This window comes from Acidovorax sp. Leaf78, from assembly GCF_001422735.1.
GTDB lineage: Bacteria > Pseudomonadota > Gammaproteobacteria > Burkholderiales > Burkholderiaceae_C > Acidovorax.
The window spans coordinates 558,618-571,647 of the sequence record NZ_LMLZ01000020.1 but is presented as its reverse complement, the minus strand read 5'-3'; the positions used below and the strand labels follow the sequence as shown (position 1 = coordinate 571,647).

Below are 13,030 nucleotides of genomic sequence, written 5' to 3'. Positions count from 1 at the left end.
TGTTGCGGTTATCGCCGGTCAGGTCGGCGTACCGTCTCCAAACCACTGCAGTGCACCTGCCGCGTGCAGCGACCGCAGCACGTCCACCGGATCGACGGCCTGCGCCAGGGCCAGCGCGCCGCGGTGTGGGTACGCAGGGCCGAGCAGGCGCTGCGCCACCTCCACCACGATGGGCGCAGTCACCGCATAGATGTCCTGGCCGCGCACTCCTGCCGTGCGGCTCAAACCACCCTGCACCACATGGACGGCCAGCTCGAACCGCTGGGCTGACCGCCCCGTGCCGTCTGTGGCCGTGGGTGGCGGGGTGGCCGCATCGCGGATGTCCTGCAGTGCAGAGCGGTTGAGCAGCGAACGGATCTCGCCCACCGGCAGGTGGCGGGCCAGGGTGATGACTTCGCTGAACGGAATCTCGACCATGGCCTGGCGGCCCAGCGGCTCGGCAAAGGTCCAGTCCGGCACGTCGGCGGACGGCACCAAGGGCGCCAGTCGGCCATGCCGGACCACCAGCCGGGGCGCGGTGTTGCGCTCGCCGGTGCGGCGCGTGCCCGCCGTGGGCCACCAGTGGTCGAGTGCGACCGCCACGGTGATCGCCTCAATGCGGCCCGGTGCGGCCAGCGCGCTGGCCAGCAGGTCGGCCAGCCCGCCGTAGAAGGCAGCGGCGGGCACCACCACGCGGCCGGCCACGCGGGCGGGAGCATCCAGACCTTCCAAAGTGGCCTGAGTGCTGGCCTGCTCGGCTGTCACGTCCAGGTAGTGACAGCCTGCGCGCAGCGCGGCGGCACCGACCGGTGCCGCGGTGTCCATGAACGGCCCGGCGCAGTTGATGACGACAGCGCAGCAGGCAAATGCGCGGTCCAGGCTGGACGGGTCGGCCAGCTCTGCGGTGCGGCAGGCCACGCCCGGCGGCATGGTGTCGGCCAGCTTGCGTGCGTCCCGGCCCACTGCGACAACGGCCAGGCCGCGCCGCAGCGCCTCTTGCACCACGAACTGGCCGGTGTGGCCGGCGGCGCCGAACACGGCGATGGATGGCTGGGTGGAATTCATGGGGCAGTCCTCGATAGGTTGGGCTCGAAAAGATACAGACCTGTCTGTTCTTTAAATATTACAGACAGGTCTGTATCATTGTCAACATGCCCAACGCAAAAATGTCTGAATCCGTTGCCGGCCGGGGTTTCCCGTCGGTGGACGCCAGCGCAAGCGCCACAGCCGCTCCCACCCGCCCAGCGCCCAGGCGCGCTGCCAAGGCGGCCGCCAGCGACGGCGCCGATGTGCGCAGCCGCATCCTGGACACGGCCTCCCGGCTGTTCTACGAACGCGGCGTGCGCGCCGTGGGGGTGGACCTGGTGGTGCTGGAGGCCGAGGTCGCCAAGACCAGCCTGTACCGCTACTTCCCCACCAAGGACGACCTCATCGTGGCGTTTCTGGAGCGGGAGGATGTGGACTTCTGGGCTACCTGGGATGGTGTGGCGGAGCAGTTCCGCGACGACCCAGCGGGCGAGCTCAACGCCCACATGGGCTGGATCGGCGAGCGCCTGGCACGCTCGAACTATCGCGGCTGCCCGCAGATCAACGTGGCGGCAGAATTTGCCGAGCAGGACCACCCCGCGCGCCTGGTATCGCAGCGGCACATGCAGGCGCTGCGCCAAAGACTGCATGAGATCGCAGAGCGGCTGGGCGCTCCCCGGCCTGACCAGTTGGCCGCCCAGCTGGCAGTGCTGGTCAACGGCGCCTTCGTGAGCGCGGGCTTGCTCAGTGCGGAGGAAGGCACGGGCGTGCTGCGTGCCGCACTGCAGGCCCTGCTGGCGGGGGCGCAAGTCAAGGGCTGATGCTTCGAAGGGCTGATGGTTGCGAGGGGCTTCGCGTGCGATGGGTAATTCTTCCTCCCGCGCCCACACCCTTCGCCTTTGCCGCCCCGGTCGTAACCGACCGTTTCCGCGTGGCACAATCGCGCCGCTGCCTTCGGGCGGCAATGCTAGGGGTGTCCCGCCGAGCGCGGGGCTGAGATCACACCCTTTGAACCTGTTGCACACCCGCCGTCCGATCGCCTGACGGCTGTGTGCGTGAGATCATCCTCGCGCAGGGAAGCCAAGTCCGACGACGCCACGCCCTGCACCCCTTGCGCTGCGGGGCGCCAGCCACCCGGGCCGCCCCTGCTCTGTATGCCTGTCTGTCTACGGAGCCCTCCATGCCTGTCCACACCGCCGCGCCCGCTGCCACCAACGAAGCGCTGGCCCCCGTTGCCCCCGACCGCCGCGTCTTCCAGTGGCACGACCATGCCTCGCTCTGGTTCAGCCTGGGTGTGGGCCTTTTGGTCATGCAGGTGGGCGCGTACCTGATGCCCGCGCTGGGCACGCAAGAGGCGCTGATCGCCATTGTCTGCGGCTCCATCGTGGGCGCAGGCCTGCTGGGCTGGGTGGCCAAGCTCGGCTGCGACAGCGGCCTGGCCAGCGCCGGGCTGATGCATGCGGTGTACGGCCGCACGTTCGCCAGCCTGCCGATCATCCTGAACATCGTGCAGCTGGTGGGCTGGGGCACGTTCGAGCTGGTGGTGATGCGCGATGCCACCGTGGCCATCGGCCAGCAGTCCGGCACCATGGCCGGAGCGCACTGGCCCGTGCTGGCGACGCTGCTGTGGGGCGGCGTGGTGATGCTGCTCATCAGCGGATCGATGGTGCAGCTGGTGCGCAAGGTGATCGCCCGCGTGGCGCTGCCGCTGGTGGTGCTGTCGCTGCTGTGGCTGTCGTGGCAGTTCTTGTCGCTGGCGCAGGCCCAGGGTTTTGAAGCGCTGTGGACGCGCAAGGGCGAAGGCGGCATGGGCGTGCTGCCCGCGCTGGACCTGGTGATCGCGATGCCGATCTCGTGGCTGCCGCTGGTGGCCGACTACGCGCGCCACGGCAAGAGCGGCGGCGCTGCGCTGCGCGGCACCTGGCTGGGCTACGCGCTGGCCAACATGTGGTGCTACACCCTGGGCGTGCTGGTGGCGTTGACGCTGCCCAGCAAGGACCTGGTGCAGGCGCTGCTGCTGGCCCAGGGCGGGCTGATCGCACTGTCGCTGATCCTCATCGACGAGGTGGACAACGCCTATGGCGACACGTACTCGGGCGCGGTGTCGGCCCACAGCCTGCTGCCGCGCTGGAGCGTGCGCCGCTGGGGCCTGGGCGTGGCGGCCGTGTGCACCGCCCTCGCGCTGGTGCTGCCCATGCACAGCCTGGAGCCCTTCCTGCTGCTGCTCAGTTCGGTGTTCGTGCCGCTGTTCGGCGTGATCCTGGGGCGCCTGGCATTCGGCGCCAACGCGCCCGCACTGCTGGCCAATGCGCGCCGCGTGAATGCGGCGCCGGTGGCCATCTGGGTGCTGGGCATCGCGGTGTACCACCTGGCCCCGCAAGTGGTGCCCGGGGCCGGGTCGGCACTGCCGGCGCTGGCGTTCAGCTTTGTGCTGGCGCTGGCCACACGGCCGCGCGCTGCCTGACCTGCGAGCCTGGCGATGCCTGCAACGCCTTCACCCTGGCGTTGCTACCAAATTCATAGCTGCTACCGCTTGATGGACAAGCGGTAGCAGCCTAAAAGCCATACATCAGTCCCGCACCATCCCCATTGCTGCGGCATCTTTTATTTAACTTGAACAAACCGTTCGGGCTGAGCTTGTCGAAGCCTTGCGCGGCGCTTCGACAAGCTCAGCGTGAACGATTCAAGTTGAAGAACGCCGAATCAATAAACCACGACCTGCGGCACCGGCGCATAACCGTGGTTCAGCGGGCCATGTCCCTTGCCCGTGTGCACGTCGGCACCGGCGGCGATGGCGCCCAGGATGTAGCTGCGGGCGCGCTCCACCGCCTGCTGCAGCGGCAGGCCCAGCGCCAGGTGCGCGGCAATGGCGGACGACAGCGTACAGCCCGTGCCGTGGCCGTTGTGCGTGGCGATGCGCGCTGATTCAAGCCGCTGCGCCACGCCGCCGCGCGTGCCCAGCAGGTCCACCACCCAGTCGCCGGGCAAGTGCCCGCCCTTGAGCAGCGCGGCGGGCGCGCCCAGCGCCAGCAGGCCATCCACCGCGCCCTGCAACGCATCCACACCCTCGATCGTGCGGCCCAGCAGCCAGCCGGCCTCGTCCAGGTTGGGGGTGATCACCTCGGCCAGCGGGAACAGCTCCTGGACCAGCACGCCCACCGTCTCCTGCGCGATCAGCCGGTCGCCGCTGGTGGCCACCATGACAGGGTCCAGCACCACGTGCGGCAGCTGGTAGGTGCGGATGGCGTCGGCCACCACGCGCACCACCTCGGGCGAATGCAGCATGCCGATCTTGACCGCATCCACGCCGATGTCCTGCACCACCGCGTCGATCTGGGCCTTGAGCATCTCGGGCGGAATGCCGTGGATGCCGGTGACGCCGCAGGTGTTCTGCGCGGTGATGGCGGTGATCGCCGTCATGCCGTAGCAGCCCAGGGCGCTGAAGGTCTTGAGGTCGGCCTGGATGCCCGCCCCGCCGCCGCTGTCCGAGCCGGCAATGGAAAGCACGCGTGCGTAGCGCCGCGCCGCGGGGGGCGCCTGAGTCGAAGATGTCATGGCAAAAATTATGGCCTATGCGCCACATCAAAAAGGCGCGGCAGAGGGATGTGCTGTAATTGATTTTTCCGGACGAAACAGGGGTGTCCCGCCCGGTCATGGATGCATGGCCGGCAAGGGGACTGAGAAATACCCTGGGGCCCCGCATCGCCACCGGCATGCAACCGCCCCGCTACCCGATCCAGGTCATGCTGGCGTGGGGAGTTTCCACCAACGGCACAGCCCCGTTTTGTCCTTGCACCCTGGCTCGCACTGTCGTCGCGCCTGGCCTGCAGCCCACGGACACACGAATCGCCTATGCCCCTGTCACCCTCTTCCTTTGCCATCCTGGGCGCAGGCCTCATGGGCCGTCTTCTGGCCGTGGAGCTGGCCCGCCAGGGGCACCGTGTCGACATCTACGACGCCGGCGGCCCGGCCGCCGAAGGCTCGGCCGCCACCGTGGCGGCGGCCATGCTGGCGCCCCTGGCCGAATCGGCCATCACCGAGCCCGGCGTGGTGCGCATGGGCCACCACGCCCTCACCCGCTGGCCTCAGCTGCTGGCGCCGCTGGCCGAGCCGGTGTTCTTCCAGCAGGCGGGCACCCTCATCGTCTGGCACCGTCAGGATGCCGCCGAGGCCCAGCGCCTGACGCGCCAGCTGGAGACCAACCAGCGCACCGTGCCGGAGCTGCCCAGCCTGCAAAAGCTCGATGCCACCGGCCTGGCCCAGGCCGAGCCCACGCTGGCCCACCGGTTTGCGCAGGGCCTGTACCTGCCCGGCGAAGGCCAGCTGGACAACCGCCAGCTGCTCGCCGCCCTGGTGGTGGAGATGCAGCGGCTGGCAGTGCGCACCCACTGGCACGCACCCCGCTCGCCCGACGCCTTTGCCCCCGGCCAGCCGGGCCAGCCCGACTGGGTGCTCGACTGCCGCGGCCTGGGCGCCCGGCCCCAGTGGGCCGCGCTGCGCGGCGTTCGCGGCGAAGTGGCGCGCATCCACGCCCCCGACGTGACGCTGCAGCGCCCCACGCGGCTCGTGCACCCGCGCTACCCCATCTACATCGCGCCGAAGGAAGACCACCTGTTCGTCATCGGCGCCACCGAGATCGAGTCTGACGACCTGTCGCCTGCCAGCGTGCGCTCCACGCTGGAGCTGCTGTCTGCCGCCTACGCCGTGCACCCGGGTTTTGGCGAAGGCCGTATTCTGGAGTTGGCCACGCAGTGCCGCCCCACCTTGCCCGACAACCTGCCCGCTATCCGCCAGCCGCGTCCCGGCGTGCTGGAGATCAACGGCCTGTACCGCCACGGCTTCATGATCGCGCCCGCCCTGCTGGATGTGACGCTGGAGGTGCTGAACGCGGGACAATCGCAGCTTTCGCAACGTTTTGACCTGACGCTGGACCTGGAGCCCACCCCACAGGGCCCGGCCGGCGCCACAGAATCAGCAGCCCGCGCCATCGCATGAACATCTCCATCAACCAGACCCCGCACGACCTGCCCGAGGGCGCCACCGTGGCCGACGCCGTGGCCGCCATCGCCGCGCGGCCCCCGTTCGCCGTGGCGGTGAACACCACCTTTGTGCCCAACACACGTTATGCCGCCCACACGCTGCAGCCGGGCGACCGGGTGGAGGTCATCTCGCCCGTGACGGGGGGCTGATCCACCCTCAAATTCGAGCAAAATCGGCCCCTACCGCTGATCCAGCAAGCGCCAACAGCTATCAAATTCATAGTACAGACATGACCACCCCGACGCCCCACGACCCCCTGGTGCTGTACGGCCAGCAGTTTGCCAGCCGGCTGCTGCTGGGCACCTCCCGCTACCCCTCGCCCGCCGTGCTGGAGGCCGCCGTGCAGCGCGCGCAGCCGGCCATGGTCACGGCGTCGCTGCGCCGCCAGGGCAGCAACCCGGCCGAGAGCGGCAACAGCTTCTGGGAGCTGCTGCGCAAGCTCAACGTGCCGGTGCTGCCCAACACCGCCGGCTGCCACAGCGCGCAAGAGGCCATCACCACCGCGCAGATGGCGCGCGAGGTGTTCGACACGCCGTGGATCAAGCTGGAGCTGATCGGCGACGACTACACCCTGCAGCCCGACACGCTCAACCTGGTGGGCGTGGCCGAACACCTCATCAAGGAAGGTTTTCAGGTGCTGCCCTACTGCACCGAAGACCTGGTGCTGTGCCAGCGCCTGGTGGACGTGGGCTGCCAGGCCGTCATGCCCTGGGCCGCGCCCATCGGCACCGGGCGCGGCCCCGTCAACCCGTATGCGCTGCAGACGCTGCGCGAGCGGCTGAACGTGCCCATGCTGGTGGACGCCGGGCTGGGCCTGCCGTCGCACGCCTGCCAAGTGATGGAATGGGGCTACGACGGCGTGCTGCTGAACACCGCCGTCGCCCTGGCGCAAGACCCGGTGGCCATGGCCGGCGCGTTTGCCGACGCGGTGAACGCCGGGCGCACCGCGCGCCGGGCCGGCGCCATGTCGGCGCAGGATGCCGCCCAGCCCAGCACGCCCGTGCTGGGCACCCCTTTTTGGCACCATGCTCAAGATGCTTGATACGAAAGCCCTGGCGCAACAGATCGTTGCGCACCACGCCGCCACCTTCGCGGGCTTTGCGCCCCAGGCGGCGCCTGCCCCCACCCGGCAGGACCCGGCCTATCTGGCGGCACTGCAGGCCTGCAGCACGCTGGGTTTCATTGCCCACGACGCCGAATGCGTGGCGCAGGCCTGGCAGGCCCGCACCGAGCGCACCGGCGCCGTGCAGCCCGAAATCTGGCCCGACGCGCCCGAGGACTTTGACCTGCAGCCCGTGCCGCGCGCGCAGGCATTCGCCCCCTGCCCGCAGCACCTGGGCCTGTACGCCGTGCTGCCCGACGCCGACTGGGTGGGCCGCATGGCCCGCGCGGGCGTGCCCACGGTGCAACTGCGCTTCAAGTCCGACGACGCGGCGGCCATCGACCGCGAAGTGCGGGCCGCCGTGCAGGCCGTGCTGGGCACGTCCGCGCTGCTGTTCATCAACGACCACTGGCAGGCGGCCATCGCCGCGGGTGCCTACGGCATCCACCTGGGCCAGGAAGACCTGGATGCGCTCAGCGCGGCCGACCTGCAGGCCCTGCGCGCGTCCGGCCTGCGCCTGGGCGTGAGCACCCATGGCTATGCCGAAATGGTGCGCGCGGATGCCGTGGGCCCGAGCTACATCGCCATGGGCGCCGTGTTCCCCACCACGCTCAAGAAGATGGCCACCGCGCCCCAGGGCGTGGGCCGCCTGGGCGTGTACGCGCGGCTGCTGCGCCACTACCCGCAGGTGGCCATCGGCGGCATTGGCGCCGGTCAGTTCGCGGAGGTCCTGGCGACCGGCGTGGGGTCGATCGCGGTGGTGAGAGCGCTGGTCAATGCGCCCGACCCGGAGGCCGAAGCCACAGCGCTGATGCGCGCGATGCAGGTGGCAGGCGGCGCCGCCTGAACCAGAGGGCCCTGCGGGCTGCGGCCCGCGGCGGCGTTGGGTATATCGCCCGCTGGAGCGGCATGGATAGATTACCAAGCTGCTGAACTGCTGGGCCGCTGAACCTATGCCCAGTAGCGCGCTCCAGCCCGGTGTGCGCTGCACCCAGCACAGGCCAGCGAGCCTTCAGCCCCGCACCGTCAGCCCCTCAGGCTCAGGGACGGCCCTTGGGGTAGTTTTCCTTGTGCTCCAGCTCCAGCCGCAGTTCCATCAGGTCGTTGCCCATGCCAAAGCCGACGGCCCCGCCCGATGGCGGAGGGGGAGTGACCGGCACGGCCGGCAAGTCGCTGAGGGTGAGGTGGGGAGGCTCGGACAAGTCCAGGTCCAGCGGCGCGCCCCGTGTGTCCACCGCGACGCCGGGCGCCACCACGGGGGGACGCGTGGCCGCTGGCGGCTCTGGTGGCTGCACGGCGCGCGGCGTGCGCAGCGACTCGTCAAATTCAAACTCCAGGCTGGCCGCCAGCGAATCGAGCGGCAGGTCGTCGCGCTTGGCGGCAGGCTGTGCAGGCGGCTCGGGCATCACCACCGAGTCCATGCGGTCTGGTGCCAGCGGCGTGGTGCGCTGGCGTGGCGACGCCGCATCGCCCCGTGCAGAAGCCGGGGTGGTCTGCGCGATGGCCAGCAACAGCAGCAGCTCGTCGTAGGCGGCCATGTCGAAGGGCTCGATGGCGCCTACGCCATCGCGCCGGAACAAAAACTTCTCCAGCAGCGCCATCACGGAAGGGGACGTCCACTCCGCCTCGATCTCGGCGAGCGCATCGGTGTAGTGGTACAGCATGCGCCCCGTGCGGTGAAAGCCGGTGAACTCCGGCACCTGCGCATTGAACGACTGCATGAACTGCTTTCGCAGCTGCGCGAACTCTTCCACCCGGCTCAGCGTGTGGTACAGCCGCAGCAGCTCCAGGTAAGCCAGCGGCGAGACGTCGCCGCGCTCTGCGATGTGCTTCTTGAGCACCTCGATGGCCTGGTGGTGCTCGCCCACGGAGATGAAAAACTCGGCCTGCTGCTGAATGTCGAACAGCTCTTCGGGGCTGACGATGTGCAATGCGGTCTTGCTGGCAGTCGCAGGAGCCACCGCGGGGGCTGCGCCCGTGGCCACGGCGGGTGCGATGGCAGGGGCGACGCCCGATGTTCTAGCCAGCGTCGGCGCCGTGGCAGTGGGTGCTGGATTGGTGTCCACGAACGACGGCACCAGCGGCGCGGCGCCAGAACTCAGCTTGGGCCCGCGCGCAGGCGGTGCCGCGGCAGGGCCCGCCTGCTGCGCGGCACCGGGCGTGGTGTCCGGTGGCAACCAGGTATCGCCCGGATGGGGCGTGAGGCCCAGCACCGCTTCACGGGCGGCAAGTGCCGGGTCGCGCCCGCCCAGCGCTGCGACGGAATCGCGCCAGTCGCGGATGGCCTTTTCGGAGTTGGTGCGCAGCCGCACCAGCACCCATGCCACCAGCAGCAGCGCGGCGGCCAGCAGGCCGCCCAGTACATACACCACCATCGCCGGGAAGCGCTCTTCCTGGGCCTGCTCCAGTTGCTGCTGCACCTGCGCGGCACTGGCGCGGTCGCGGCTGGCCTGGGCACGCAGCGCGGCCATGTCGGCCTCCACCGCCTTCAGGCGGTCCGCGTCCTGGTTGATGTCTTCGGGTTGCGCGTTCAGCGCCTTCCACACGGCGGCGGCCTGGGCCCGTTGTGCAGAGGGTTGGTCCGACGGCGTGACCAGCAGCTCGGGGGACGTGCGCAACGCCACGGGGCGGTCGAGCCAGAGGTCCAGCGGCTCCACGACCAGGCGTGAGCGCTCGGCGGCCTTGGGCGCTGCAGCGGCAGGCTGGCGCGACGGCACGCTGCGGGCCGGCGCGGGGTTGGCGGCAGCACGCGGCGCCACAGGCCGGCTGGCCGCTGCGGCGCGGGTGGGGGGTGTACCGGCTGCAGCATTGGGCGCCGCATTTAGCGTCGTATTGGGCGCTGCATCGGGTGCAGAGCCTGCGGATGCACGTTGTGCTGCAGTACCAGCGCCGGGCGCTGCGGCAGCGTTGGCACCCGCTGCGGCGCGTGCTGCGTCCGACGAGCTCAGGGGCGCGGACGACAGCCTGGCCACATCGACCGGGCTTGTCGATCGCGCCACGGTGGCCGGCAGCTCGGAGAGAAAGGTGTAGGTCCGGGTGATCTTGCTGCTGCAGCCTGCAGACAGCGTGACGGTGAGCACAGGCTCATCGATGGCCACACTGGCCTGCACACGCACGGCTGGCGAGCGGCCGCGCATCTCGGGCAGCGGCGTGATGCGAACCCTGGCGTCGCCGATGGGGGTGTCGCCGGCCTTCACCTGGGCCGACACGCACGACGATGCGACATCAGCGCCGGGGTCCGGCTGCACGTCGAACGACACATCGAGGGGCGCACCCAACACCACTGTGCCTCTGCTGCCGCCAAGCGAGAGTGCACCGGCGCCCGCAGCAACCACCCACAGCCCGGCTCCAAGTACGGTGTTACGGATTTTCACAATAAGTTCTATTTATGGTGCGGCCCATTCTTGCACATAAGTCCCGCTCAACGCCAGAGCCATAATGGCGCTATGAAAATTCAGTTTCCCAACATCGGAATCGTAGGCACCGGCGCCATGGGTCGGGGCGTTGCACAGATCGCCGCGCAGGCCGGCAGCCAGGTATTTCTGCTGGACGCCAACCCCGGCGCAGCCCAGGCGGCCCAGGCCGCGCTGCAGGAGCAGTGGGCCAAGCTGGTGGCCAAGGGCCGCATCGAGGCCGACGAGGCCACGGCCCTGGCCGCGCGGCTGCACCCGGTGCAGGCGGTGGCCGACCTGGCGGGCTGCGATCTGGTGGTCGAAGCCATCGTGGAGCGCCTGGATGTCAAGAAGACGCTGTTTGCCGAGCTCGAAGCCGTGGTGCGCAGCGACGCGGTGCTGGCCACCAACACATCCTCGCTGTCCGTCACCGCGATTGCCGCGGGCCTGCAGCGGCCCGAGCGCCTGGCGGGCTTTCATTTCTTCAACCCCGTGCCGCTCATGAAGGTGGTCGAGGTGATCGCCGGGCTCAAGACCGATGCGGCAGTGTGCACCGCGCTTGCGGCCTATGCCAAGCAGATGGGCCACACCCCGGTGCAGGCGCAGGACACGCCGGGCTTCATCGTCAACCACGCCGGGCGCGGCTTTGGCACCGAGGCGCTGCGCATCGTGGGCGAAGGCGTGACCGACTTCGCCACCATCGACCGCATCCTGCGCGACCAGGTGGGCTTCAAGCTCGGGCCCTTCGAGCTGATGGACCTGACGGCGCTGGACGTGTCGCACCCGGTGATGGAATCCATCTACCGCCAGTACTACGACGAGCCACGCTTTCGGCCCAGCGTGATCACCGCGCAGCGCCTGGCCGGGGGCATGGTCGGCAAGAAGGTGGGCGAAGGGTTCTACAAGTACGCAGACGGCGCGGCCCAGGTGCCCGCCGAGCCCCCCGTGCCCGTAGTGGCCGACATGCCCCCCGTGTGGGTGTCTCCCCGCGCCGCGCGGCGTGCCGAGCTGTACCAGTTGCTCAAGGATCTGGGCGCGAACATCGAAACCGGCCAGTCGCCTTCGCCCCACGCCCTCACACTGGTCGCGCCGCTGGGCTTTGACGTGACCACCGTCGCCGTGGTCGAGCGGCTGGACCCGGCCCGCACCATCGGCATCGACATGCTGGTGGAGGACGCCGCCACCAAGCGCCGCGTGCTCGCCACCAACCCGGCCACGCGCGTCGACATGCGCAACGCGGCGCACGCCCTGTTCGCCCGCGACGGCAAGGCCGTGAGCGTGATCCGCGACAGTGGCGGCTTTGTCACACAGCGCGTGGTGGCCACCATCGTGAACATCGCGGCCGACATCTGCCAGCAGGGCATCTGCTCGCCCAAGGACCTGGAAACCGCCGTGACCCTGGGCCTGGGCTACCCGCTGGGCCCGCTGGCCATGGGCGACCGCTGGGGCCCGACCAACATCCTCGAGGTGCTGTTCAACATGCAAACGGTGTACGGCGACACCCGCTACCGCCCCAGCCCCTGGCTGCGCCGGCGCGGCGCCATCGGCCTGAGCCTCACGCACGTAGAGGAATGAGGCACTCCGGTTCTGACCGGATGCCTCAGCAGTCGTTACAGCCACCGCCCCCACTGTCCACCAGGTCACGCACATGCCCGCAGAACTCAAGAGCACCAGCCAGGGCCAGACCCTGATCCTGACCCTCAGCAATCCCGAACGGCGCAACGCCATCGACCCGTCGATGTACGCGGCGGGCATCGAGGCGCTGAGCGTGGCCGAAGGCAGCGCCGACATCCGCAGCGTGATCATCACCGGCTCGGACGGCATGTTCTGCTCCGGCGGCAACCTGCAGCGCCTGCTGGCCAACCGCCAGCAGCCACCCGAGGTACAGGCCCAGAGCATCGAAGGCCTGCACAACTGGATCGAGACCATCCGCACCTACCCCAAGCCCGTGATCGCAGCGGTTGAGGGCGCGGCGGCCGGTGCGGGCTTTTCGCTGGCCCTGGCCTGCGACTTCATCGTGTCGGCGCGCAACGCGGTGTTCGTGATGGCGTACAGCAACGTGGCGCTGTCGCCCGATGGAGGTGCAAGCTGGAGCCTGTCGCAGGCCCTGCCCCGGCAGGCGGCCACCGAGATCCTGATGGGCGGCGACCGCATCGGCGCCGAACGCCTGCACGCGCTGGGCGTGGTCAACCATGTGGCCGAGCCCGGGGCGGCGCTCGATGCGGCGCTGGCGCTGGCCGAGCAACTCAATGGCAAGGCACCCAACGCGCTCGCCAGCATCAAGGAGCTGCTCAACGACGCGCCCGGTGCCAGCCTGACCCAGCACCTGGGCCACGAGCGCGACCACTTCGTGAAGAACCTGCACCACCTCAACGGCGGCGAAGGCATCACCGCCTTTTTGGAAAAGCGCGCGCCGCGATACGAGTGACCGCGCGCCCTGCGCCGCGGCGGTGTCCGCGCCGCGTGCCAAGCACTCCACAAGCCCCTGCGT

At 69.7% G+C, this 13,030-nt stretch carries 11 protein-coding genes and 1 riboswitch; of the genes, 8 read left to right on the top strand and 3 right to left on the bottom strand.

The annotated features are described in order from the left end of the window. Window positions 1–18 precede the first annotated feature (18 nt). The gene (locus ASF16_RS14125; protein ID WP_056168131.1) at window positions 19–1,044 is read right to left on the bottom strand and encodes an NAD(P)H-binding protein; all 1,026 of its coding nucleotides are present in this window, start codon (window positions 1,042–1,044) and stop codon (window positions 19–21) included. A gap of 101 nt (window positions 1,045–1,145) precedes the next feature. Between ASF16_RS14125 and ASF16_RS14120 the strand changes: the two genes are divergently transcribed. Both ASF16_RS14120 and ASF16_RS14115 read left to right on the top strand, forming a co-directional pair. Continuing rightward, window positions 1,146–1,826 carry a TetR/AcrR family transcriptional regulator gene (locus tag ASF16_RS14120; protein ID WP_082516978.1) on the top strand — a complete coding sequence of 227 codons (681 nt, stop codon included), beginning with the start codon at window positions 1,146–1,148 and terminating at the stop codon, window positions 1,824–1,826. A gap of 359 nt (window positions 1,827–2,185) precedes the next feature. Beyond that, window positions 2,186–3,469: a cytosine permease gene (locus ASF16_RS14115; RefSeq protein WP_056168129.1), complete on the top strand. Its 1,284-nt coding sequence runs from the start codon at window positions 2,186–2,188 to the stop codon at window positions 3,467–3,469. Window positions 3,470–3,708: 239 nt separating this feature from the next. Here ASF16_RS14115 and thiD read toward each other — a convergent pair whose 3' ends face one another. Next, window positions 3,709–4,560 carry a bifunctional hydroxymethylpyrimidine kinase/phosphomethylpyrimidine kinase gene (gene thiD, locus ASF16_RS14110; protein WP_056168125.1) on the bottom strand — a complete coding sequence of 284 codons (852 nt, stop codon included), beginning with the start codon at window positions 4,558–4,560 and terminating at the stop codon, window positions 3,709–3,711. Window positions 4,561–4,629: 69 nt separating this feature from the next. Next, window positions 4,630–4,780, top strand: a riboswitch (TPP riboswitch). Window positions 4,781–4,857: 77 nt separating this feature from the next. Here thiD and ASF16_RS14105 point away from each other — a divergent pair. The 4 genes from ASF16_RS14105 to ASF16_RS14090 all read left to right on the top strand — a co-directional run bounded on the left by ASF16_RS14105 (window position 4,858) and on the right by ASF16_RS14090 (window position 7,994). Next, window positions 4,858–6,000, top strand: a complete 1,143-nt coding sequence (locus ASF16_RS14105; RefSeq protein ID WP_056168123.1) for an FAD-dependent oxidoreductase — start codon at window positions 4,858–4,860, stop codon at window positions 5,998–6,000. Then, a complete protein-coding gene (gene thiS / locus ASF16_RS14100; RefSeq protein ID WP_056168117.1) occupies window positions 5,997–6,194 on the top strand; it encodes a sulfur carrier protein ThiS in 198 nt (65 codons plus the stop codon). The genes ASF16_RS14105 and thiS overlap by 4 nt, the downstream gene beginning before the upstream one ends. Before the next feature lie 80 nt (window positions 6,195–6,274). Next, window positions 6,275–7,087, top strand: a complete 813-nt coding sequence (locus ASF16_RS14095; RefSeq protein WP_056168114.1) for a thiazole synthase — start codon at window positions 6,275–6,277, stop codon at window positions 7,085–7,087. Continuing rightward, window positions 7,080–7,994, top strand: coding sequence for a thiamine phosphate synthase (locus tag ASF16_RS14090; RefSeq protein ID WP_082516977.1), 915 nt, complete (start codon window positions 7,080–7,082; stop codon window positions 7,992–7,994). The genes ASF16_RS14095 and ASF16_RS14090 overlap by 8 nt, the downstream gene beginning before the upstream one ends. 193 nt (window positions 7,995–8,187) lie before the next feature. Here the strand turns inward: ASF16_RS14090 and ASF16_RS14085 are convergent, their stop codons facing one another. Continuing rightward, window positions 8,188–10,428, bottom strand: a complete 2,241-nt coding sequence (locus ASF16_RS14085; RefSeq protein WP_235507375.1) for a hypothetical protein — start codon at window positions 10,426–10,428, stop codon at window positions 8,188–8,190. A gap of 165 nt (window positions 10,429–10,593) precedes the next feature. On the opposite strand from ASF16_RS14085, the gene ASF16_RS14080 reads away from it, so the two are divergent. Together ASF16_RS14080 and ASF16_RS14075 are read left to right on the top strand one after the other, a co-directional pair. Beyond that, window positions 10,594–12,114 (top strand): 3-hydroxyacyl-CoA dehydrogenase, encoded by a 1,521-nt coding sequence (locus ASF16_RS14080; RefSeq protein ID WP_056168108.1) that lies wholly within the window; start codon window positions 10,594–10,596, stop codon window positions 12,112–12,114. Window positions 12,115–12,187: 73 nt separating this feature from the next. Next, window positions 12,188–12,967, top strand: coding sequence for an oxepin-CoA hydrolase, alternative type (locus tag ASF16_RS14075; RefSeq protein WP_056168105.1), 780 nt, complete (start codon window positions 12,188–12,190; stop codon window positions 12,965–12,967). The last annotated feature ends 63 nt before the right edge of the window (window positions 12,968–13,030 follow it).

Coding starts and splice junctions, on each gene's coding strand:
- ASF16_RS14080 (WP_056168108.1), top strand. CDS start 10,594: ATGAAAATTCAGTTTCCCAACATCGGAATCGTAGGCACCGGCGCCATG.
- ASF16_RS14095 (WP_056168114.1), top strand. CDS start 6,275: ATGACCACCCCGACGCCCCACGACCCCCTGGTGCTGTACGGCCAGCAG.
- ASF16_RS14075 (WP_056168105.1), top strand. CDS start 12,188: ATGCCCGCAGAACTCAAGAGCACCAGCCAGGGCCAGACCCTGATCCTG.
- thiS (WP_056168117.1), top strand. CDS start 5,997: ATGAACATCTCCATCAACCAGACCCCGCACGACCTGCCCGAGGGCGCC.
- ASF16_RS14120 (WP_082516978.1), top strand. CDS start 1,146: ATGTCTGAATCCGTTGCCGGCCGGGGTTTCCCGTCGGTGGACGCCAGC.
- ASF16_RS14115 (WP_056168129.1), top strand. CDS start 2,186: ATGCCTGTCCACACCGCCGCGCCCGCTGCCACCAACGAAGCGCTGGCC.
- ASF16_RS14105 (WP_056168123.1), top strand. CDS start 4,858: ATGCCCCTGTCACCCTCTTCCTTTGCCATCCTGGGCGCAGGCCTCATG.
- ASF16_RS14125 (WP_056168131.1), bottom strand. CDS start 1,044: ATGAATTCCACCCAGCCATCCATCGCCGTGTTCGGCGCCGCCGGCCAC.
- thiD (WP_056168125.1), bottom strand. CDS start 4,560: ATGACATCTTCGACTCAGGCGCCCCCCGCGGCGCGGCGCTACGCACGC.
- ASF16_RS14090 (WP_082516977.1), top strand. CDS start 7,080: ATGCTTGATACGAAAGCCCTGGCGCAACAGATCGTTGCGCACCACGCC.